The sequence below is a fragment of the Streptomyces sp. NBC_01283 genome, from assembly GCF_041435335.1.
Taxonomy (GTDB): Bacteria; Actinomycetota; Actinomycetes; order Streptomycetales; family Streptomycetaceae; genus Streptomyces.
The window spans coordinates 876,062-897,108 of the sequence record NZ_CP108430.1 but is presented as its reverse complement, the minus strand read 5'-3'; the positions used below and the strand labels follow the sequence as shown (position 1 = coordinate 897,108).

Sequence of the window (21,047 nt, the reverse complement as noted above, 5' to 3'; positions counted from 1 at the left end):
GCAGGAGTCGGACCGGCCCGGTGTCAGGCGGGGCCCGGCATGGAGAGCCAGGCGTACTTGCCCGACTGCCCGATCGGCACGTGGCTGCGGTGCTCGACGTGGCACGAGCGGCCCGTCAGGACGCCGACCGATGCCGCCAACCCGCTCTGCTCGTCGGGCGTCAGCGGCACGCCGTCGAATGTCGTGCACCACAGGCGGCACTCGTTCCCGCCGGTCAGCCGCAGTTGGTGCAGGAAGACGCGGGGGCAGGCGGCGGCGATGCGGGCGTCGAGATCGGCCTGGGCGACGGGCCCGCCGGGCGTGGGCAGCAGTTCCTTCTCGCGGCCGCAGAAGGAGACGATCTCCTTCGGGTCGGTGGAGCCGTCGCGGGTGCGGACGCAGTCGCCGGACCGATAGCGCACGAGCGGCATATAGGGATTGCGGATACTGGTGACGATGAGGCTGTGGATGCCGCTGCCCGCCTCCACCGGGATCAACTCCACGCTCATGCCGTGCAGATAGGGCTGGTAGCGGCCCTCGGCATCGCTGTAGAAGAGGTAGCCCAGCTCCGTGCTGCCGAAGAGGTCGACCACCGGGCAGTCGAAGTGGGCGCGCAGGTAGGCGCGGACGTTCAACGGCGTGTACTCATACGCATGGACGATGCCGGCCGGTTGCGGAAAGCCGCCCCACAGGCCCCACTCGGTGACTTTGCGGACCAGATGCGCCAGGTGGTAGCCGGAGCAGTCCAGGAGATACGAGCCGTCGGGGTGTGCGGCGCTGACCTCCCGGATCTCGGCGAGCATCCGCTCGACCTCGGGTCGCTCCCAGTCGGCGGGGTCCATCTGCTGGTTGAGGTACAAGGTGCGGTCGTCGAGCCAGCGTTCGCCCGGAGTCCCGCCCGGCTTGCGCGCGTTGACCCGCGCGACGTGCTCGGTGGCGAGGACGGTGGTCAGTGAGATCCGCCTAGCGCCCGCGTGCCAGGTGGCGCCGAGGTCGGGGTGCTCGCTCCACAGGCGGTAGTAGGAGCGGAGCAGGAAGTACGGCGGCCGGATGATCTGCATGCGAGCGTGGTTGGTCCCGGTGGAGAGCACGAACTCGGCCTCGCCCGTCTCCAGGGCGCGCGCCAGCTCGGGGGTCATCCAGTTGTCGGGGAAGCCCCGGGCGATGTCCGGCTTCTCCAGGACGGGGAAGTCACCGCGCTCGGCGGAGGCGCGGTAGAGGGGGATGTCGCGTACGCGGTCCAGGACGTCGGCGCTGGGCAGGCGGTTCACGGCGGCTCCGGTGCAGGCAGGGGGTGGGGGAGCGGGGGCGGGGCCGCCGCGAAGGGTGCGGCGGCGGCCCCGTGGCATCAGCTGGTCAGGAGATACAGCCGCTCTTGCCGGTGGCGCTGATGCAGCCGCTCTTGGGCGCCGAGCTGATGCAGCCGTCCTTCGAGCCCTGCCCGGCGCCTGTCTGGGCCGAGTTGGTGGCGACCCACTTCTGCCACACGGACTCTTCGGTCATGCGCTTGATGAGCTGCTCCATGTTGGAACCTCCATATTGGTTCGCTATTCGGCAATAGCCGAGTAATCGATGAAATCGACGGGTTCGAGAGATTTCTGGGCCTTCGTCCCCATCCCCTTGAACGTAAAGAGATAGTCAAGAGAGTGTCAAGGGGGACGGACTGGATGGCGTAAACCGCATGCGGATGCCCGGCTGTTGCCCGGATGCGGGCATGCCGACGGACCCCGCACCGTCTGCCGCCGGGGCGGGCGGCAGACGGCGATCAGGGGTGGACGCCGTGCGGCTGTGCGGCCAGGGCCGGAGGATCCCCGGCTTCTGTGCGGTCAGCGCCGGCGGATGCCCGGCGTCAGTGCGGTGCCTGTGCCTTCGCGGCGGGACTCCCGGCCCCGGATGCGGCTACCGGAGACGTCTTCATCCGCACCGCCTCCGTACCGCTGTCGTTGTGCCGCAGCGCCCAGTTCTCCAGCGTCGTACGGCAGGCGTGGTCCAAGTGGCGCACGACGGTCAGGTCCAGCTCTATGGGCCGGTCCTTGGGCAGGGCCTCCAGCGTCTCCAGGATGCGGGGCAGGCGCAGGAACGTCGCGTTGCCCGTGAGGGTCACGACCAGCCGGCCGTCGGTCAGTTCCCGGACGTCCACGTTGATGTGGGAGGTCTCCCAGGCGGACTTGACCACCGCGAGGATCAGGCCGAGTACGACACCCTCGAACATGTTGGTCACCACGATGGCGATCGCGGTGACGGTCAGGACGACGGCCTCGCCCCGGTGGGCGCGGGCGAGCGGGACGATCTCCTTGGTGGGGATCAGTTTGCAGCCCGCGTGCACCAGGACACCGGCGAGTGCCGCCAGCGGGATGATGCCGAGCGCGGTCGGCAGCAGCACGGCGAACAGCAGCAGCCACGCGCCGTGCAGGATGCGTGAGAGCGGGGTGCGGGCACCGGCCTCGACGTTGGCCGAGCTGCGGACGATGACCGCCGTCATCGGCAGCGCGCCGAGCACGCCGCACACCGTGTTGCCGACGCCCTGGGCGACGAGCTCCTTGTCGTACTGCGTGCGGGGCCCGTCATGCATGCGGTCGACGGCCGCGGCGCTGAACAGCGATTCGGCGGAGGCGATCAGGGTGAACGCCAGGACCGTGCCGAGCACGGCCACACTGCCGAGCGCGGCCAGGTCGCCGAAGCCCGGCGGCTGGATGGCGTCGACCAGGCCGCGCACCGTCACGTTCGCGACGTCCAGGCCAAGACCGGCGGTCACGGCGGTGGCCAGCGCGACGGCCGCCAGCGGGGCGGGCACCACGCGGGCGGCGGCGGGCAGCTTCGGCCAGAGGATGAGCACGGCGATGGTGCCGAGGCCCACGGCCGTGGCGGTCAGTGCGGTGGTGTCGCCCAGCATGTCGACCAGCAGCCCGGGGAGCCCGGCTATCTTGTCGACGCCGGAGCGCGGCTGCTCGGCCCCGGCCATGGTGTAGAGCTGACCGAGGATCAGCACGAGGCCGATGCCCGCGAGCATGCCCTGGACCACGGACACGGAGATGGCGCGGAACCACCGGCCGCAGCGCAGCAGGCCGAGGACGATCTGCAGGGCGCCGGTGAGCAGCACGATGGCGCCGAGCATGCCGAGCCCGAACTCCTGGACCGCCTCGAAGACGAGCACGGTCAGTCCGGCGGCGGGTCCGCTCACCTGCAGGGCGCTGCCCGGCAGGAGGCCGACGACCAGGCCGCCGACGATGCCGGTGACCAGGCCCAGTTCGGCCGGTACGCCGGAGGCGACGGCCACGCCGACGCACAGCGGCAGGGCGACGAGGAATACGACGAGCGAGGCGAGGAAGTCCTGGCGCGCGACGCCCGGTTCACGCAGCGAGCGGAAGGGGGCGGGAAGGGAGGAGAGGAAGGAGGACATGAGGGTGGGGGGTCCTGTCGTGGGAGCGGGCCGGGCGGTGGGGCGTGGCGGCTCTCACAGCGGACCGAAAGCCCGCTGGTCGTCGGACGAGGGGCGATGGGCGATGACCGTGCCCGTGTGCACCTCGTAGTACCAGGCGTGCAGGGTCAGTGAGCCGTCGTCGACGCGCTCTCTCACGCAGGGGTACGCGCGCAGCCTCTCCACTTGCGCGAGCACGTGTGTCTGTACGGCTTCGGCCACGTCCGCCGCGTCCTCGGAGGACGCGGTCAGGGACCGCAGGGCGGCGTCCGGGGCGACGGAGTGGTCCAGCCAGTCGCGCACGGCCGGCACGGACGAGAGGTCTTCGCCTCTCACCAGGGCGCCCACCGCTCCGCAGTGCGAGTGTCCGCAGACGACGATGTCGCGGACCCCGAGCACGCACACCGCGTACTCGATGGTGGCCGCCTCGCTCATGGGGCGGTTGTCCGGGCTGGCGTCTTCTCCGGAGGGGTAGGGCGGTACGACGTTGCCCGCCGTACGGAGTTCGAAGAGTTCGCCAGGGCGTGCGCCGGTGATCAGGGCCGGTACGACGCGTGAGTCGGAGCACGTGACGAACAGGGCTTCGGGCGATTGCCCGGCCCCCAGGGCCTGGAAGGCCGCGGTGTTGTGCGGGGCCGCGACGTGCGTCGCGGCGAAGGAACGGGCGTTGTCGATCAGGGACTTCATGCTGGCCTGCCTCCTGCGTCTCTGCGGCGGAGCCGGGACGCGGTGTGGTCGGGTCGATGGTGACAGTGAGGCGGCGTGGACCGCTGAGTGACAGCGGGCACCACGTCGACCCCGCGAACAGCCTGTACGGCGGCTGTGACTCTCACTTTGCCATTGCATTAACCTCTGATGACAGAGCAAAAATCTGCCAAAGATTGAGTAATAAACGCCCCTGAGCTGCGAGTTGGTCGAAGCCTCAACCGTTGGGCAAGGGTTCACGTGGAGATCATGTGAACCACATGCGGGTTTTGCGTTCACAGAGCCTTGCAGTCGCGATGCCTCGGGACGTGGGACGTACGAGGGGGAGCCCCGACGCCGCTGCCGTTCGCGCCTGCTCGGCCCCGAGCGGCAGCGGCGCGCAGGTCGCTACGGGTGGACTGCCGGGCGGAGTACCTGTTCGCACCACTGGCGGAAGTCCGTCGGTGCGGACCCGGGGGTGCTCGGGGCGGAGGCGCCGTAGAAGCCCTGTGTGTTCAAGGCGTCCGTCATGTCGGCGAGGCCCTGTGCCCAGGCCTCGCTCGCGCCGTAACGCAGCATCGTCGCCTTGTAGTCCGCGCTGCTGGTCCGTTGTACGCGTACCGCCCGGCCGAGGACCTCGGAGATGACCTGGGCCATGCCCGTGGGTGACAGGTCGTCCGGTCCGACCAGGGGGACGTCAGCCTGTCCCGTCCAGGAATCGTCCAGAAGCAGCCGGGCCGCCGCGGCGGCGATGTCGCCGGTCGCGCAAAGGCGTACTACGGCGTCCTCCTCCAGTGCCAGGAAGAACGCACCCGCATCGCGGATCGCATCGGCCTGGCCCAGCAGGTTCTCCATCAGGAACGGCGGGCACAGCGCCCGGTAGTGCACACCCGTGGCCTCGATCGCCTCGTCCATGGCCAGCGACGCCGAGATCGGCCCGGCGTTCTTCGCCACCGAGCGGCCCAAGGTGGAGACAGCGACGACCTGTTGGATGCCCGTGTCCGCGATCACCTCGCACAGCGGCGTGGTGAAGGCGCGGAAGTGGACCTCGACGCTGTCGGCCCGAGGTGTCGGGGGCACCAGCCAGAACACGCGGTCGGCGCCCGCGCAGGCCTCCTTCAGGATCATGGGATCGGCATGCGAGCCCTGTATGACCTCTGCCTGCGCGCGCACCCGCGCCGGCAGACGGGCCGGGTCGCGGGCGATCACCCGGATTCCCGCGGTCGCCTGCGGGGATTCGAGCAGGAGGTCGAGGACATCGCGGCCGATCTGGCCGGTGGGGGTGGTGACGACGATCATGGATAACTCCCCAGGGATTGCTTCGTCAGATGCCCTTGAGCCTGCTGCGTCGCGCGCCCGAACTGAAGGATCGATCCGCTCCGGGTTGTTACCCTCAGGGCAATACCCGGGAGTGGAGGAGGCGAGCGTGGAGTCTCGTCCGCTGCGCTATTTCCTCGCCGTCGCCGAGGAGCTCAACTTCGCCCGCGCCGCCGAACGGCTCGGCATCTCCCCGCCACCGCTGTCCCGCGCGATCCGCCAGCTGGAGGCGGAGCTCGGCGTCACCCTCTTCGAGCGCACCACCCACAGCGTGGCGCTCACCCCGGCCGGATCGATGCTCCTGGCGGAGGCCAGGATCGCCCTGGACGCTCTGCAGGCCGCCGGGCGGCGGGCACAGCGCGCGGCAGCCTCCGACCCGAAGCTGGTCCTGGCGGTGAAAGCCGACGGGGACGCGGGACTTCTGGAGCCGATCCTGGCGCGCTTCGCGGCGGAACCGGCCGCCCTGCCCGTGGCCGTCCGGCTGTGCGGCTGGCACGAGCAGCCACGGCTGCTGCGCCTGGGCGAGGCCGACGCGGCCCTGGTCCACGAGCCGTTCGACCGCACCGGCCTGGACGTCGAGACACTGGTCGCCGAACCACGCGTCGCCGCCCTCGCCGCCACCCACCCGCTCGCCGCCCGTGACCGGCTCTCCCTCGCCGACCTCGACCTGCGCCCCGGCGACGTGCACCAGTACGTCGAGGACATCCGCACCGAGAGCCGCGACCTGGCCCAACTGCTCACGCTCGTCGGCCTCGGCGGTCCGATCCCGCTGCTGCCCGCCTCGGTCGCCGCCCGCTATCCCCGCCCGGGTGTCGTCTACCGGCCCGTCCAGGACGCGCCGCCCGTGATCCTGGCCATCGCCTGGCCGCAGCAGTCCTGTTCGACGGCCACGGCGGCCCTGGTCCGCGCCGCCGCGTCCGTGGCCGAGGAAGTGCGGGAGGGCGGGGCGGACGCGTAGGGCCGGCGCTTCCGCCGAGTACACCGTGCCCATGCCGCCGCACGTGCCACTCTGATTCCATGGACATGGAAGTGCGCCCGGCCACGGTCTTCGAGGACGTCCGGGCCGTGCTCGGCCCGAAGTCGCCCACCGCCAACGTCTGCTGGTGCCTGAGTCACCGCATCCCGTCCAAGCTCAACAACGAACTTCGAGGGCCGGACCGCGGCGAATACGTCGCCGAGCTGTGCCGTGCGGAACCCGCTCCGGGGGTGCTCGCCTACGACGGTGACGAACCGGTGGGCTGGGCCGCCGTGGCGCCGCGCGCGGAAACCTCCTTCGCGCGCAATCGCAAGATCCCCCACGTCGACGATCTGCCGGTCTGGTCCCTGTGGTGCGTCCGGGTGCGCCCCGGCCATCGGAAGCAGGGGATCTCGCGCGCCCTCATCGCCGCCGCGGTCGAGTTCGCCCGCGCCCAGGGCGCACCGGCGGTCGAGGCGTACCCGCTCGACAACGGCGACGCCAAGGTCGACCTGACGATGGCGTACGCCGGGCTCCGGAAGAACTTCGAGCGCGCCGGGTTCAGTCACGCCGCCGACACGACGTCCGTGCTCGCCGGTCACCCCCGGATCCTGATGCGGCTCGACCTGCGCTGACGGAGGACAACCCCCGGTCAGCCCGCGGAGTCCCTCGCGTCGGCGTCCCCGTCGATGACATGCACCGCGGCCTCCTCGGCGGAGGCCGCTCCGCCGTCGATGCCCATGTCCTCGCCGATCATGTCCTGTGCGGCGTCGTGCTCCGGGTCCCCGCTCGCCCCTTCGTCCGGGGCGACCAGGCGTCCGGCGCGGGCGTCTCCCACCTCCGCCTCGTCGATCGGCTCGCCGTCGGTGTCGGTCGTGTCCCCGATGCCGTCGTCGTCCGCGGCCGGATCGGGAACCTCGAGCGTGGGGTCGGGCCGCTCCTCGGAGAGGCGTTCGGCCAGGCTCTCGCCCTCCTGCTGCTCCTGAGCGGTGGTACCGGTGTGGGCCACTCCGAGGGGCCTCTCGGGAGGCGACCAGCCCTCGTCGTACGGATCCGCCCCGCGGTCGCTGAGCGTGTCCTCCGCATCGAGGATGCCCTCGTCCTCACGGACCTCCTCGGCATCGGGCTGGTAGACCTCGTCGCCCATGACCTCGTCGTCTCCCACGGTGCTCGTCCTCCTTCGTGCTTCATGCTTCATGCGCGACTGATGCTGTGTTCTGCCGTGTATCCACCCTGATCCAGAACACACGTTCCGGCATGCGGGGGAGCGGGACGGACACGAAGGACCGCAGGTCACCGCGTTCCCGGCGGGCGCCACTCCAGGAGCAGGAGAGTGGCGTCGTCGCGCAGTTGGTTGTCCTGCCGGTCGAGGATGGAGTGGATGAGCTGGCGCAGGGCCTCGGGCGCCGGTTCGCCCGCGGCGGTCGCCCGGATGATGCTGTCCGTGAACCGTTCGAGGCCGAACTCGGCACCGCCCCCGGTGCGCAGCTCGGTGACGCCGTCGGTGTACATCAGCACCCGGTCACCCGGTTCGAGCGCCTCCTCGTGGACCTCCCACGTCACGTCGGCCAGCAGCGCGGGCGTCCCCATGGGCGGCTGGGACGGCCGCTCCAGCGCCCTGTCGAGCACACGGTGGTCCCGGATCAGCAGGGGCGGCGGATGGCCGCAGTTGCACCAGCGCAGCACCCCGTCGGCCAGGTCGAGCTGGGCGAGGATTCCCGTGCAGAACTGCTCGGGCAGCCACCCGGCCAGCGCGTGCTGGACGGTTTCGACCAACTCGGGCAGCGGTGCCTCGGCGCGGCGGGCATTGCGGCAGCCCGCCATGGCCACGGCGGTCGTCAGCCCCGACGCGAGGTTGTGGCCCATGGCGTCCAGGATCGCCACATGCAGGGTCGACGGGGTCAGCGAATGGTCGAAGGCGTCACCGCCGATCTCGTACGCGGGTTCGAGGACGGCGGTCGAGATCACCCGGGAGTTGCCGATCGTCCTGGGCGGCAGGAAGGCCCGGAGCATCTCGGCGGGAAGCCGCATGGGCTCGGAGCGTGTCCGGCGCGCGAAGCTGTCGCTCGACGCCCGCTTCGAGGTGATCGTCATGGCCAGGACGGAGGCCAGCATGCGACAGCGGCGCAGCAGCGCGACGTCGATGACCGGCGCCGTGGCACCGATCACACCCAGACGCTCGGCGCCGTCGATCAGCGGCAGCCAGGCGACGATCCTGCCGTGGGGCAGTTCCTCGATCCGCAGCGCGTGCGCCCGGTAGGCCGAACCGGCGACGGAGGTGTCCACACCGAGGCTGGGCGGCCCCTCGCCCAGCGGCACCAGATGCCGCTGCTGGAGGTCCACGAGGTACACGTCGACCCCGTCGAGCCCGACGGCGTCGGCGAAGCGCCGCGCCAGGGCGGGAAGCTCCATCGGCGCCGCCGCGTGCGCCGACGCCAGCAACTGCTCGAACAGCTGCTCCCCGGGACCGGGCTGCCGAGGGTCACGCTTGCCGTGACCGGTGTCACCGGGGCCCGGGGCACCGGGTTCGGGCTCCCTGGGATGGCTCGACATCTGTGATCACCGCCTCACCAGCAGTCTCACATCGGCCCCCGGATCCCGCCCGGCTTCGGGCGGGTGGGGCGCCCATTTCACGTACACCCGCCGGATTTCCGGCTCACCCGGGCTCTCCACGGTTCACCGGGGCGGGCGTCTCAGCGGTCGACCCCGGTCCGCGGAGACCCGCACGCGCAGCGTAAGGTCGCGGACCGGCCGCCTGCGGCCGAACTGAACCATTACAGTCACCCGACCAAGGAGCTGCTGGTCATGCCAGCCAATGACGCCGCTGAGGCGCCGATCTACGAAACCCTCGTCCAGGAGCACGGCGACGTCCTCGCGACAGCCCGCAAGGCCGCCGAGGAGACCCAGCAGAGAGCCGAGGCCGTGCTGGACTTCAGGGGGCCGGTCGCGGCCATGCCCGACGAGCCCTCCGCCGAACCCGCGGCGTAGGCGGCACCCCGGGGGCACCCCGGGGCGGGCTCCAGCCCTCACATGCCCCGCCGCCCTTTGTGGGCGACGCTGGAAGCACACGTACGCCGTCGCGGTCCCCGACGGCCGGAGGTGCTGATGGATCCCGTCGAGGCGCTGGAACGGATCGCCTTCCTGCTGGAGCGCGGCCGTGCCCCGACCTACCGTGTGCGGGCCTTTCGCACCGCGGCCGCGGTGGTGGGCGCTCTCGCCGACGGTGAGGCCGCGCGGCGCGTCGCCGACGGGTCCCTGGAGTCGCTCAAGGGGATCGGCCCCAAGACCGCCGGAGTGGTCCGCGAGGCACTGAACGGCGACGTGCCGGGATATCTGGAGCGGCTCGAGGACGAGGCGGGCGCGCCGCTCGCCGAGGGCGGCGCCGATCTGCGGGCGCTGCTGCGCGGCGACTGCCACCTGCACTCCGACTGGTCCGACGGCGGCAGTCCCATCGAGGAGATGGGGCGCGCGGCCCAGGCGCTCGGCCATGAGTGGGCCGTGCTCACCGACCACTCGCCGCGGCTGACCATCGCGCGCGGCCTGTCGCCGGAGCGGCTGCGCGAGCAGCTGGCGGTGGTGGCGGGCCTCAACGAGCGCTGGGCGCCCTTCCGGCTGCTCATGGGCATCGAGTGCGACATCCTCGACGACGGCTCGCTCGACCAGGAGCCGGAGCTGCTCGACCAGCTCGACGTGGTGGTCGTCTCCGTGCACTCCAAGCTGCGCATGGACGCCGCCGCGATGACCCGGCGCATGGTCGCCGCCGTCAGCAACCCCCGTGCGGACGTGCTCGGCCACTGCACCGGACGGCTGGTCACCGGGCGCGGCAGGCCGGAGTCGCAGTTCGACGCGGACGAGGTGTTCGCCGCGTGCGCCGCCGCGGGCACGGCGGTGGAGATCAACAGCAGGCCGGAGCGGCTCGACCCGCCGCGTCGGCTGCTGCGCCGTGCCGTGGACGCCGGAGTGCTGTTCTCCGTGGACACCGACGCGCACGCGCCGGGGCAGCTGGACTGGCAGGTGATCGGGTGCGCGCGGGCCGAGGAGTGCGGGGTGCCCGCCGAGCGCGTGGTGACGACCTGGACGGCGGAGGAACTGCTGGCCTGGACGCGGGAGAAGCGGGCCGCGGTGTGACCACCGCGTGTCCTGTACCCCTGCGGGTCAGAGACCGCCCGTCAGTACCCGGTCCGGCGTGAGGGGAAGTTCACGCAGCCGCAGACCTGTCGCGTGGTGCACCGCGTTGCCGATGGCCGCGGCCGTCCCGACGATGCCGATCTCGCCGATCCCCTTGCTGCCCATGGGGTTGAGGTGGGGGTCGTCCTCGTCGATCCAGTGCGCCTCGATCGCGGGCACGTCCGCGTGGGCCGGTACGTGATAGGCGGCGAGGTCGGCCTCCGTGAAGTCGCCGAAGGCCGCGTCCATGGTGCTGCCCTCGGTCAGCGCCATGCCGATGCCCATGGTCATGGCCCCGATGAACTGCGACCGTGCGGTACGGGAGTTGAGGATGTGCCCGGCCGCGTAGACCCCGAGCAACCGGCGCACCCGGACCTCGCCGGACACCGTGTCGACGCCGACCTCGGCGAAGTGGGCGCCGAAGGAGTGCCGGGCGTAGTCGCTGTCCGCGTCGGCCTCCCCCGCGGTGTCGGCGCTGGCGCCGACGCCCTCCGGAGGCAGCTGCTGGCCCTGCTGTCCGGCAAGGCGTGTGGCAAGCCGCGTACAGGCCTCGTGGACGGCCCAGCCCCAGGACGCCGTCCCCGAGGAACCGCCCGCCAGTGGCGCGGACGGCAGGTCGCTGCTGCCGATGTCGGTGCGTACGGAGTCCAGCGGGACGCCGAGAGCGTCGGCGGCGACCTGGGCGAGCACGGTGCGGGCGCCCGTGCCGATGTCGGTGGCGTTGACGCGGACCACGAAGCTGCCGTCCGGGTAGGCGTGGGCGCTGGCCTGGGACGGTGCGACGACCACCGGGTAGGTGGCCGCGGCGACCCCGCTGCCCACCAGGACGGGCCCTTCGGCGCGCGAGCGGGGGCGGGGGTCGCGCTCGGACCAGCCGAAGCGCCGGGCGCCGTCGCGCAGACACTCGGCGAGGTGACGGCTGCTGAAGGGCTTGGAGGTGTCGGGTTCCGTGCGGGTGTCGTTGCGCAGGCGCAGCTCCACCGGGTCGATGCCCAGGGCCGCGGCGAGCTCGTCCATCGCCGACTCCAGCGCGTACATGCCGGGGGCCTCGCCCGGGGCGCGCATCCAGGACGGGCTCGGCACGTCGAGCGGCACCACGCGATGGGTGGTGCGGGCGTGCGCCGAGGGGTACATGACACGCGTGGCGGCGGCGGCCGTCTCGACGAACTCCTTGACGTGAGAGGTGTGCGTGGTCACCTCATGGATCACGGACGTCAGCCTGCCGTCCCTCTCCGCCCCCAGCCGCACCCGGTGCAGGGTCGGCGCGCGGTGGCCCACCACGGCCGCCAACTGGCGCCGCGGCAGGGTGAGTTTGACGGGCCTGCCGGTCACGCGGGCGGCCATGGAGGCCAGCACCACGTGCGGGCGCGGCGTGCCCTTGGAGCCGAAGCCGCCTCCGACGTGCTCGGAGACGACCGTGACCTGCTCCTTGGGCAGAGCGAACACTTTTGCCAGGACGTCGCGGACGGTGGTCGCGCCCTGGCTGCTGTCGTGCACGGTCAGCCGCCCGTCCTGCCACCCGGCGGTGGCCGCGTGCGGCTCCATGGGGTGGTTGTGCAGCGGCGGCACCCGGTAGGAGACGTCGACGCGGGAGGGAGCGGAGGCGAACGCGCCCTCCGCGTCGCCGCGGACGTGCTCTCCCGAGGTGCCGTCCTCGTCCTCCGGAACATAGGCCCCGGGATGATCCGCCTTCAGGGTGACGTCGTGCGGCTCCTCGGCGTAGGTGACGCGGACGGCCGCCGCGCCTTCGCGTGCCGCCTCCAGGCTCTCGGCGACGACAAGCGCGACGTACCAGCCCCGGTGCGGTACCCGCGCGTCCTGCAGCACGGCCAGCGTCGCGTCGTCCGGCTTCTCCAGGCGCGGCGCGTTCAGGTGGGTGAGGACCTCGATGACGCCGGGCAGCTCACGGGCCGCCGTGTCGTCGACGGCGGTGACCGCGCCGCGCGCCACCGTGGCGGGCACCGGCCAGGCGTAGGCGCATCCCTCAGGGGTGTGCTCGGCGGCGTACAGGGCGGTCCCGGTCACCTTCTGGGGGCCCTCCCTGCGCTCGGCGGGCGTCCCGAGGGCGCTGGCGGTGTCCGGCATGGGGTTCTCCCTGGAAGCGGAGGTCAGGCGAGGGCTGGATTCAGGACACGGGGGGTGCTGCCGCGAGGCGCCCGAGGACGTCACGCGCGAGATCGCGGGCGAGGCGCACCTTGAACGCGTTGTCCCGCAGCGGCTCGGCCGCGGCGAGCTCGGCGTCCAGGGCCCGCACGAACGCTTCGTCGTCCGGCGCGCCGCCCAGCAGCATCTCCTCGGCCTGCCGGGCACGCCAGGGCCGGTGGGCCAGGCCGCCGAACGCGATCCGCACCTGGCGTACGACGGCGTCCTCGACGTCCAGGACCACCGCCACCGAGGCGAGTGCGAAGGCGTACGAGGCGCGGTCGCGGGCCTTGCGGTAGGCGGAGGGCAGCCTCGCCGAGCCGGGAGGCAACCGCACGCCGGTGATCAGCTCGCCGGGTGCGATCTCGGTGTCCTGGTCCGGACGGCCGCCGGGCAGCCGGTGGAACTCGGCGGCGGGAAGCGTGCGCCGGCCCCGTACACCGTGCAGCTCCACCTGCGCGTCGAGCGCGGCGAGCGCGACGGCCATGTCGGAGGGGTGCGTGGCGATGCACTGGGGCGAGTGGCCCAGGATTGCGTGGTCGCGGTGGACGCCGTCACGTGCGCCGCAGCCGGTGCCGGGCTCGCGCTTGTTGCACGGTTTGCTCAGGTCCTGGAAGTAGGGGCAGCGGGTGCGCTGGAGGAGATTGCCGCCGGTCGTGGCCATGTTGCGCAGCTGGCCCGACGCCCCCGCGAGGAGCGCCTGGGCGAGCACGGGGTAGCGGTCCCGTACGAGAGGGTGGGCGGCGAGGTCGCTGTTGCGCACCGTCCCACCGGCCCGGACGGACCCGTCGGGCAGCTCCTCCACCGTGTCCAGCGGTAGCCGGCTGACGTCGATCAGCGTCCCGGGCCGTTCGACGCCCAGCTTCATCAGGTCGACGAGATTGGTGCCGCCGCCCAGATAGCGGGAGCCGGGGCGGCCCGCGTGGGCAGCGGCCGCCTCTTCGACGCTGTAGGCGCGCACGTACCGGAAGGGCTTCACCGGGTCACGTCCTCGACGGCCTCGACGATGTGCGGATAGGCGCCGCAGCGGCACAGGTTGCCGCTGAGCCGCTCACGGATCTCGTCCCTGGTCAGTTCCACGGGGGCGCCGGTGTCCGTGCCCGGCTCCGTCACGTGCGAGGCGTTGCCCGCCGCGGCCTCCGCCAGGACGCCGACGGTCGAACAGATCTGGCCGGGGGTGCAGTAGCCGCACTGGAAGGCGTCACGCTCCAGGAATGCACGCTGCACGGGGTGCGGGCCCTCGCCGTCGTCGGCGTGCAGCCCTTCGACGGTGGTGATCTCGCACCCTTCGTGGGCGACGGCCAGGAGCAGACAGCTGTTGGCGCGGCGGCCGTCGACGAGGACGGTGCAGGCGCCGCACTGGCCGTGGTCACAGCCCTTCTTGGCGCCGGTGAGGCCCAGCTGTTCGCGCAGGACGTCCAGCAGCGTCGAACGGTGGTCGACGGTGGGGCGGCACGGCGTGCCGTTCACCGTCAGGGGCACTTCCGAGCGGAACACATCGGTTCCCATGGCTCTGCTCCCTCGTCGACGCGTGGTCTGCGGTGTGACCGCGTAACCAGCCTGAGCCAGGACACACGTTCCGGCATGCCGGGCGCGTGCAGGCGGGGCGGCCCCGCGTAGCCCCGGGCCCGCGAGACCGCCCCGTCACGGCATCACGACGTCACGCCCTCACGGCTTGCGGGCGAGGCCGCCGTGTTCGCCGATGGGGTCCTGGGCGGGGGCGTCGGGGGCGGGGCGCCACAGGGGGACCGAGACGACACCGGGGTCCAGGAGTTCCAGGCCGTCGAAGAACGCCTCGATCTGGTCGACGGGGCGCAGGAAGTAGGGGACCGCGCCGGTTTCGTTGTAGGCGTCCTGGGCCTGTTCGTAGTCGGCGTCGGTGCCCCGCGAGCCGTCGTTGATCGAGAGGTAGCTGCCCGAGGGCAGGCCTTCCATCAGGCGGGTGACGATGGCGCGCGCCTGGTCGTAGTCGGCGATGTGGCCCAGGATGTTGCTGAGGATCAGCGCGGTGGGGCGGGAGAGGTCGAGGGTCTCGGCCGCGGCCGCCAGGATGCGGTCGGGGTCGGACAGATCGGCGTCGACGTACGCGGTCGCTCCCTCGGGCGTGGAGGTGAGCAGGGCGCGGGCGTGCGCGAGGACCATCGGGTCGTGGTCGACGTAGACGATCCTCGTCGAGGGATCGAGCCGCTGGGCCACCTCGTGGGTGTTGTCCACGGTCGGCAGGCCGGTCCCGATGTCCAGGAACTGCCCGATGCCCGCCTCGGAGACCAGATAGGTGATGTTGCGGCGCAGGAAGGCGCGGCTGCTGCGGGCGACGGTGACGATGCCGGGGAAGACGGAGCTGTAGGCGTCGCCCGCCTCCTCGTCGACGGGGTAGTTGTCCTTCCCGCCCAGCCAGTAGTTCCAGATCCGGGCCGAGTGCGGCACCGAGGAGTCGATCTTCTGCTGCGCCGCAGGTCCGGGCGTCGTGGCGTGGTCGGTCATGGGTAGCGTCCGTCTTTCCACCGAGGCGTGCGTGACTGTTCAACGCACAACCTACGTCCCAACCGTCCGGACGCGTACCCCAGTTCAGGCGCTCGGCGCGTTCCCCGGGCCGGCCGGGACGGAGCGACGCTACTTGTTCCGGCTCTCCCGCCACGCCAGCAGGATCCCGATCACGATGAGCAGAAGGATCGGGATCATCAGCCATGTCGGCGTGCTCTCCACGCCCTTGTACGCGATCGCGGCCATGTCGTCGGGAACCTGCACGGGTCCTCCCGGGATTCGGTTGGCCATCCGAGTGCCCACGGTGGCGGGGGACACGCCTTGGCCCCGGGGGCCGGCCGTCTACGGGTGAGCTGTTCACGGGGGAGCCGTCTACGGCCGGGCAGTGACCGCCGGGCAGAGGCGGGAGAGGGCCGTCCGGACCGCCGGCGGTACGTCGCGCCGAGGGGATGGCGGGACCTCAGGGCCTCCGCGAGGATGACCCCCTTCGCGCGAGGGGTATCGCGGGCGTGCGCGGCCGGGAGGAAGGGCATCGCGATGGGAACACACGCGGCGGCGAAACGGCGCAGGCCGGTCGTGTCCGCGGCGCTCGGCACCACACTGCTCGCCGCCCTGCTGTCCATCCCGAGCGCGGGGGGAGCGCCGCAGCCGGCCGACGCCTGCGGCAATGTCGGCACGGAGCTGCCGCGCGGCGACTGCGGGCCGTTCTGGCAGGTCGTCGCCGAGGACTTCAACGGTGACCGGGTACCTCTGGGCGCGTTCAGCGACTGCGACCATCACACCGACACCTCGGCCGCGTACTGCGACGGCCTCAAGGGCTCCTACCGCGACAACTGGTGGGCCTACCCCACCGGTTGGCGAGACACGTCCAACGACCGGGGCCGTGACGTCGTCGGCGTCTACCACCCCGAGGACACCGTGAGCGTGGGCCCTGCGCAGGACGGCGACGGCCGCATGCGCATACGGATGTGGCGGCCGTCCGACGGAGGCCCGGTCCACGCCGCCGCGGTCGTACCGCGCGCCGTCATGCAGATGAAGTACGGCAAGTACAGCGCCCGCATCAAGGTGACCAAGCCGGCCCCCGGATACAAGTCGGCCTGGCTGCACTACGGCGGGGGCTGCGAGATGGACCACCCCGAGGGCAACTGGGCGGGATCCCTGACCGCCTTCCACCATCCGTGCGGCGGCGGCGAACAGGGCTCGTTCCGCGGCGCCGACGAGTGGACCGAGTGGCACACGGTGTCGACGGAGTGGACCCCGGGACGGGTGCGCTTCTTCGTGGACGGACAGGAGACCGGACAGGACACCCGGGGCGTGCCGGACCAGCCACTGTCCTGGGTCCTGCAGAACGAGAGCGCGCTGGAGGGCCCGGGGGCGGCGCCCGGCAGCAGTGCGCAGCTGGAGATCACCTGGGTCGCCGCGTACGCCTACGGCTGGAAGTAGGGCCGCTGGATCGGTGGGCCGCCGGATGGCGGACCGGAGGTGACCCGAGTAGGCCCGCGTGGCGTGGGCAGCAGGCTCATGTGACCGCTGACGGTGATGTTTCAGCGGGAGCCATTCGGCAAAGCGTACAAATATGGTGCAAATCGGCTACACGATGATGACCGAGCAGGCGGGCCCCCGAGCCCTCGTCGACGACCTGGTCGCGGCGGAGCAGGCGGGGTTCGACTTCTCCGTCACCTCTGACCACTACTTTCCCTGGCTCGACTCGCAGGGGCACGCGCCCTACGCGTGGAGCGTCCTGGGTGCGGCGGCGCAGGCCACCTCACGGATCCCGCTCATGACGTACGTGACCTGCCCGACCGTCCGCTACCACCCCGCCGTGGTGGCGCAGAAGGCCGCGACGATGCAGCTTCTCTCCGAGGGCCGCTTCCGGCTCGGCCTCGGCTCGGGCGAGAACCTGAACGAGCACGTGACCGGCGAGGGCTGGCCCTCACCGCAGGTCCGCCTCGACATGCTCGAGGAGGCGGTGGAGATCATCCGCGCGCTGTTCACCGGCGACAACGTCAACCACCAGGGCACCCACTTCGACGTGGCGAACGCCCGCCTGTGGGATGTGCCCGACGAGCTGCCGCCCATTGGAGTGGCGGTCTCCGGCGGACGGTCCTGCGCGCTGGCCGGGCGCCTGGCCGACCTGGTCATCGCGACCGAGCCCAAGGCCGACCTGATCGACTCCTTCGACCGGCACGGCGGCACCGGCAAGCCGCGGGTCGGCCAGCTGCCCGTCTGCTTCGACACCGACAAGGACGCGGCCGTCGCCCGCGCGCACGACCAGTTCCGATGGTCGGTCGGCGGCTGGCCCGTCAACTCCGAACTCCCCGGTCCTTCCGGCTTCGCGGGCGCCACCCAGTACGTCACCCGCCAGGACATCGCGGACCATATCCCGTGCGGCGACGACGTCGACGCCTTCGTGGACGCCGTACGCCCCTACGTCGACGCGGGCTTCACGGAGGTCGCCCTCGTCCAGGTGGGCGGCGACCAGCAGCGCCCCTTCATCGACTGGGCGGAGAAGAAGCTGCTTCCCGCGCTGCGCGAACTCTGAGAGCCGCTGGGCACCTCTGATCGCCTCTGCACACCTTGAGGTGCCCTTTACCGGCCGCCCCCTGAGATACCTGCCCTCACATCGGGTACCCGTGATCACACATCAGGCCCCGCGAACCCACTGGAGCACAGCGTGAACGACACACCCGACCCGGCCGCCCCCACCGCACAGTCCGACTCCCCGGACCTGGTGCAAGTGGTCCTCGGCGAGTGCTCCGCGGCCGACGCGGACGCCGTCTTCGGGGTGCTGCGGACCCACTTCCCCTCCGACCGCGGCGAGGACGCGCCCCACCGGACGGAGCAGCCCCGTCCTGCCGTCTGGACCGGAGCCTTCATCGCCGCCGAGAGCACCGGTCCGGTCCGGGGCGTGCTGCTGGCGGGGCCCGTCACCGCCGACCTGCAAGGCAGCCCGGTGGCGGTGGACCGCCTGCGTGCCACGCTCGAATCGGCCTTCGTCGTCTCGGCCAACGGCACCGCGTCCGGCGACCAGGAAGTACAGCTCCAGCTGCGCCTGACGGGCGCCGAACACGGCGAGCCGCCGCTGCCGGGTCACTGAGGCCGTCTGCCGGGGGCTATTCGCCTCCGGTGAACAGGTCCTGCTCGTACGCGGTCAGCGCGGCCTCGATGCCGTCCGGGGGCGCACTCAGCCCTTCGCGTCCGACGGACCGAACCACACCGTCGTGGCGTTGCAGAACTCGCGGATGCCGTGGCCCGCCAACTCGCGTCCGTAGCCCGAGCGTTTGATGCCGCCGAAGGGCAGGCCGGGGTGGGAGGCGGTCATACCGTTGAAGAAGACGCCGCCCGCCTGGAGGTCCCGTACGCAGCGTTCGATGTCGGCGTCGTCGCGGGTCCACACATTGGAACTGAGCCCGAAAGGTGAGTCGTTGGCCAGCTTCACGGCTTCGTCCAGGTCCGCCACGCGGTAGAGCGTGGCCACCGGGCCGAACGCCTCCTCCCGGTGGATGCGCATCTGCTCGGTCACGTCGGCGAGGACCGTGGGGGAGTAGTACCAGCCCCGCTCCTGCTCCTTGGGGCGCTGCCCGCCGCACAGCGCGGTGGCGCCGCGGGCGAGCGCGTCGTCGACGAGTTCCTCCAGATCGCTGCGGCCCTGTTCGGTGGAGAGCGGGCCGACGTCGGTGTCCTCGCTCATCGGGTCGCCGACGGTCAACTCCCGCATGCCCGCGACGAACCGGTCGCGGAAGGCGTCATAGACGTCGGTGTGCACGATGAAGCGCTTGGCGGCGATGCAGGATTGCCCGTTGTTCTGCACCCGGGCGGTCACCGCGGTCGTGGCGGCACGCTCGACGTCGGCGCTCGGCAGCACGAGGTAGGGGTCGCTGCCGCCCAGTTCCAGGACGGTTTTCTTGATCTCGTCGGCGGCGGTGGACGCCACCGAGCGGCCTGCCGGTTCGCTGCCGGTGAGGGTCGCCGCGGCCACCCGCTCGTCGCGCAGGATGCTCTCGACGGCGCCCGAGCCGATCAGCAGCGTCTGGAAGCAGCCCTTGGGGAACCCGGCGCGGCGGAAGAGGTCCTCGAGGTACAGCGCGGTCTGCGGCACGTTCGAGGCGTGCTTGAGCAGGCCGACGTTGCCCGCCATGAGGGCGGGCGCCGCGAACCGTACGACCTGCCACAGCGGGAAGTTCCACGGCATCACGGCGAGCACGACGCCGAGCGGGCGGTAGCGGACGATGGCCCGGCTCGCGCCGGAGTCCTCCACGTCGGCCTGCGCGGGGTGCTCGTCGGCGAGCAGGTCCTCGGCCCGCTCGGCGTACCAGCGCATGGCCTTGACGCACTTGGCCGCTTCGGCCCTGGCCGCCTTGACGGGTTTGCCCATCTCGGTGGTCATGGTCCGGGCGATGAAGGCGTTGTCCTCTTCCAGCAGGTCGGCCGCCCGGTTCAGGAACCGGGCGCGCTCGGTGAAGGTGCTGGTGCGGTACTCGCCGAACGCGGTGTGGGCCGCCGCCACACGGCGCTTGACCTCCGCGTCCTCAAGCGGCTCGAAGGTTTCGAGCGTCTCGCCGGTGGCGGGGTTGACCGTGGCGATGGGCATGCCGTTCCTCCTCGGGACGCCTAGCGCGACTGCGGAGGGCCGCCGTGGGGCTCCTCCCAGGAATCCGCGCGCGGCTGGGGCTCCTGCGGTGGGTTGGGGCGTCGGGTGACCTGTCGCCGTCCGAACCAGAAGAGGGCGAGCAGTCCGACGACGATCACCACGCCGACGATCAGCATCAGCGACGCGGTTCCGCTTGCGGCGAGGGGCATGTACGGCCTCCAGTAGGGCCCGAGGCCGGCAGCCCCGGGGCGTAGCGGGCCCCGGCATTCACCCTAGAGCGACACTCTCGGGTAGGCATGCGCAGGACCTGACGGACCTAGCGGGTGCCCGGACATCCGGAGCGCACACGTCCCCCGACGGAGGTTTCCGGATCAGGGCCGAAGGGCCGATGGCCGCGGCCGGTTTCGAGCGGTACGGACGGGGGTCGCGGTACCCCTCAGAGGATCTCCAGCGGCTGCTTGCGGGCCGGCGGAGGGAACGCGGCGTCCAGGGCCTCGACGTCCTCGTCGGTGAGGGTGAGTTCGAGGGCGGCGTGGTTCTCCTCCACGTGCGCCGTCGTGGAGGCCTTGGGGATGGCGATGACGTCGTCGTGCCGCAGCACCCAGGCGAGCGCCACCTGCATCGGCGTGCTCCCGTGCGCCGACGCCACGGACTCCAGGGCCTGCCGGCCGAGGAGGCGCCCCTGTTCCAGCGGCGAGTAGGCCATCAGAGGCACCGAGCGTTCGCGGGACCACGGGAAGAGGTCGTACTCGGGGCCGCGGCGGGTGAGGTTGTAGAGGACCTGGTTCGTCTGCGGGAGGGCGCCATCGGGGAGGTCCTCCAGGTCGTCGACGTCGAGGTTGCTCACGCCCCAGGCGCCGATGCTGCCGCGGCTCACCAGCCCTTCGAGGGCTTCGACGGTCTCGGAGAGCGGCACACCACCCCGCCAGTGCAGCAGGTACAGGTCGATCCGGTCGGTGCCCAGGCGGCGCAGGCTCGCGTGGCAGGCGTCGACGGTGCCACGGGCGTCGGCGTTCGACGGCAGCACCTTGCTCACCAGGAACGCCTCGTCACGTCGCCCGCGAATCGCCTCGCCGACCAGCTCCTCCGCGGCGCCGCTGCCGTACATCTCGGCCGTGTCGATCAGCGTCATGCCCAGGTCCAGGCCCCTGCGGAGGGAGGCCAGCTCCTCGGCGCGGCGCGAACGGTCGTCGCCCATGTGCCAGGTGCCCTGGCCCAGGGCGGGCACGCTCACACCGGAGGGGAACGTCACTGTCTTGGCCGCTGCCATCGGGGATCCCTTCTCGAATCTCTGCGTGTGCGGTCTGCGC

Annotated in this window: 22 protein-coding genes; 7 read left to right on the top strand and 15 right to left on the bottom strand. The window is 71.7% G+C overall.

The genetic code is table 11. From position 1 onward, the window contains the following. Positions 1-23: 23 nt before the first annotated feature. The 5 genes from OG302_RS04195 to OG302_RS04175 form a co-directional block, all read right to left on the bottom strand. Positions 24-1,250 (bottom strand): hypothetical protein, encoded by a 1,227-nt coding sequence (locus tag OG302_RS04195; protein ID WP_371525440.1) that lies wholly within the window; start codon positions 1,248-1,250, stop codon positions 24-26. Between the two features lie 85 nt (positions 1,251-1,335). Next, a complete protein-coding gene (locus OG302_RS04190) occupies positions 1,336-1,503 on the bottom strand; it encodes a hypothetical protein (protein WP_371525439.1) in 168 nt (55 codons plus the stop codon). Positions 1,504-1,828: 325 nt separating this feature from the next. Continuing rightward, the gene (locus OG302_RS04185; protein WP_371525438.1) at positions 1,829-3,379 is read right to left on the bottom strand and encodes a SulP family inorganic anion transporter; all 1,551 of its coding nucleotides are present in this window, start codon (positions 3,377-3,379) and stop codon (positions 1,829-1,831) included. Positions 3,380-3,433: 54 nt separating this feature from the next. Beyond that, complete coding sequence (locus OG302_RS04180) at positions 3,434-4,084, bottom strand: carbonic anhydrase (protein ID WP_371525437.1); 651 nt, start codon at positions 4,082-4,084, stop codon at positions 3,434-3,436. A gap of 405 nt (positions 4,085-4,489) precedes the next feature. Further along, complete coding sequence (locus tag OG302_RS04175; protein WP_371525436.1) at positions 4,490-5,380, bottom strand: NAD(P)H-binding protein; 891 nt, start codon at positions 5,378-5,380, stop codon at positions 4,490-4,492. 127 nt (positions 5,381-5,507) lie between these two features. Between OG302_RS04175 and OG302_RS04170 the strand changes: the two genes are divergently transcribed. Together OG302_RS04170 and OG302_RS04165 are read left to right on the top strand one after the other, a co-directional pair. After that, positions 5,508-6,356, top strand: coding sequence for a LysR family transcriptional regulator (locus tag OG302_RS04170; RefSeq protein WP_371525435.1), 849 nt, complete (start codon positions 5,508-5,510; stop codon positions 6,354-6,356). Between the two features lie 59 nt (positions 6,357-6,415). Beyond that, a complete protein-coding gene (locus OG302_RS04165; protein ID WP_371525434.1) occupies positions 6,416-6,988 on the top strand; it encodes a GNAT family N-acetyltransferase in 573 nt (190 codons plus the stop codon). Positions 6,989-7,005: 17 nt separating this feature from the next. On the opposite strand, the gene OG302_RS04160 is transcribed toward OG302_RS04165, so the two are convergent. Both OG302_RS04160 and OG302_RS04155 read right to left on the bottom strand, forming a co-directional pair. After that, positions 7,006-7,500, bottom strand: a complete 495-nt coding sequence (locus OG302_RS04160; protein WP_371750015.1) for a DUF5709 domain-containing protein — start codon at positions 7,498-7,500, stop codon at positions 7,006-7,008. A 146-nt stretch (positions 7,501-7,646) separates the two neighbouring features. Next, on the bottom strand, positions 7,647-8,906 hold the full coding sequence (locus tag OG302_RS04155) for a PP2C family protein-serine/threonine phosphatase (RefSeq protein ID WP_371525433.1): 1,260 nt from the start codon (positions 8,904-8,906) through the stop codon (positions 7,647-7,649). Positions 8,907-9,158: 252 nt separating this feature from the next. Here OG302_RS04155 and OG302_RS04150 point away from each other — a divergent pair, with 252 nt between their 5' ends. Both OG302_RS04150 and OG302_RS04145 read left to right on the top strand, forming a co-directional pair. Continuing rightward, positions 9,159-9,341, top strand: coding sequence for a hypothetical protein (locus OG302_RS04150; protein ID WP_361830635.1), 183 nt, complete (start codon positions 9,159-9,161; stop codon positions 9,339-9,341). 117 nt (positions 9,342-9,458) lie between these two features. Further along, on the top strand, positions 9,459-10,481 hold the full coding sequence (locus OG302_RS04145; protein WP_371525432.1) for a PHP domain-containing protein: 1,023 nt from the start codon (positions 9,459-9,461) through the stop codon (positions 10,479-10,481). Positions 10,482-10,508: 27 nt separating this feature from the next. Here the strand turns inward: OG302_RS04145 and OG302_RS04140 are convergent, their stop codons facing one another. The 5 genes from OG302_RS04140 to OG302_RS04120 form a co-directional block, all read right to left on the bottom strand. Then, a complete protein-coding gene (locus OG302_RS04140) occupies positions 10,509-12,605 on the bottom strand; it encodes a xanthine dehydrogenase family protein molybdopterin-binding subunit (RefSeq protein ID WP_371525431.1) in 2,097 nt (698 codons plus the stop codon). 40 nt (positions 12,606-12,645) lie between these two features. Next, entirely contained in the window at positions 12,646-13,641 is a 996-nt protein-coding gene (locus tag OG302_RS04135; protein WP_371525430.1) for a xanthine dehydrogenase family protein subunit M, read from the bottom strand. Beyond that, the gene (locus OG302_RS04130) at positions 13,638-14,171 is read right to left on the bottom strand and encodes a 2Fe-2S iron-sulfur cluster-binding protein (protein ID WP_371525429.1); all 534 of its coding nucleotides are present in this window, start codon (positions 14,169-14,171) and stop codon (positions 13,638-13,640) included. Before OG302_RS04130 ends, OG302_RS04135 begins: the two co-directional genes overlap by 4 nt. 159 nt (positions 14,172-14,330) lie before the next feature. After that, positions 14,331-15,146: an SAM-dependent methyltransferase gene (locus tag OG302_RS04125; protein WP_371525428.1), complete on the bottom strand. Its 816-nt coding sequence runs from the start codon at positions 15,144-15,146 to the stop codon at positions 14,331-14,333. A 129-nt stretch (positions 15,147-15,275) separates the two neighbouring features. Beyond that, complete coding sequence (locus tag OG302_RS04120; protein ID WP_371525427.1) at positions 15,276-15,410, bottom strand: hypothetical protein; 135 nt, start codon at positions 15,408-15,410, stop codon at positions 15,276-15,278. Positions 15,411-15,683: 273 nt separating this feature from the next. Here OG302_RS04120 and OG302_RS04115 point away from each other — a divergent pair, with 273 nt between their 5' ends. The 3 genes from OG302_RS04115 to OG302_RS04105 all read left to right on the top strand — a co-directional run bounded on the left by OG302_RS04115 (position 15,684) and on the right by OG302_RS04105 (position 18,243). Beyond that, the gene (locus OG302_RS04115) at positions 15,684-16,589 is read left to right on the top strand and encodes a glycoside hydrolase family 16 protein (RefSeq protein WP_371525426.1); all 906 of its coding nucleotides are present in this window, start codon (positions 15,684-15,686) and stop codon (positions 16,587-16,589) included. A gap of 133 nt (positions 16,590-16,722) precedes the next feature. After that, complete coding sequence (locus OG302_RS04110; protein ID WP_371525425.1) at positions 16,723-17,688, top strand: LLM class F420-dependent oxidoreductase; 966 nt, start codon at positions 16,723-16,725, stop codon at positions 17,686-17,688. 132 nt (positions 17,689-17,820) lie between these two features. Beyond that, on the top strand, positions 17,821-18,243 hold the full coding sequence (locus OG302_RS04105) for a hypothetical protein (RefSeq protein ID WP_371525424.1): 423 nt from the start codon (positions 17,821-17,823) through the stop codon (positions 18,241-18,243). A gap of 87 nt (positions 18,244-18,330) precedes the next feature. Here the strand turns inward: OG302_RS04105 and OG302_RS04100 are convergent, their stop codons facing one another. The 3 genes from OG302_RS04100 to OG302_RS04090 form a co-directional block, all read right to left on the bottom strand. Then, on the bottom strand, positions 18,331-19,737 hold the full coding sequence (locus OG302_RS04100) for an NADP-dependent succinic semialdehyde dehydrogenase (protein ID WP_371525423.1): 1,407 nt from the start codon (positions 19,735-19,737) through the stop codon (positions 18,331-18,333). A 20-nt stretch (positions 19,738-19,757) separates the two neighbouring features. Further along, the gene (locus OG302_RS04095) at positions 19,758-19,946 is read right to left on the bottom strand and encodes a DUF6479 family protein (RefSeq protein ID WP_371525422.1); all 189 of its coding nucleotides are present in this window, start codon (positions 19,944-19,946) and stop codon (positions 19,758-19,760) included. Positions 19,947-20,173: 227 nt separating this feature from the next. Beyond that, positions 20,174-21,007, bottom strand: coding sequence for an aldo/keto reductase (locus OG302_RS04090; protein ID WP_371525421.1), 834 nt, complete (start codon positions 21,005-21,007; stop codon positions 20,174-20,176). Positions 21,008-21,047 lie beyond the last annotated feature (40 nt).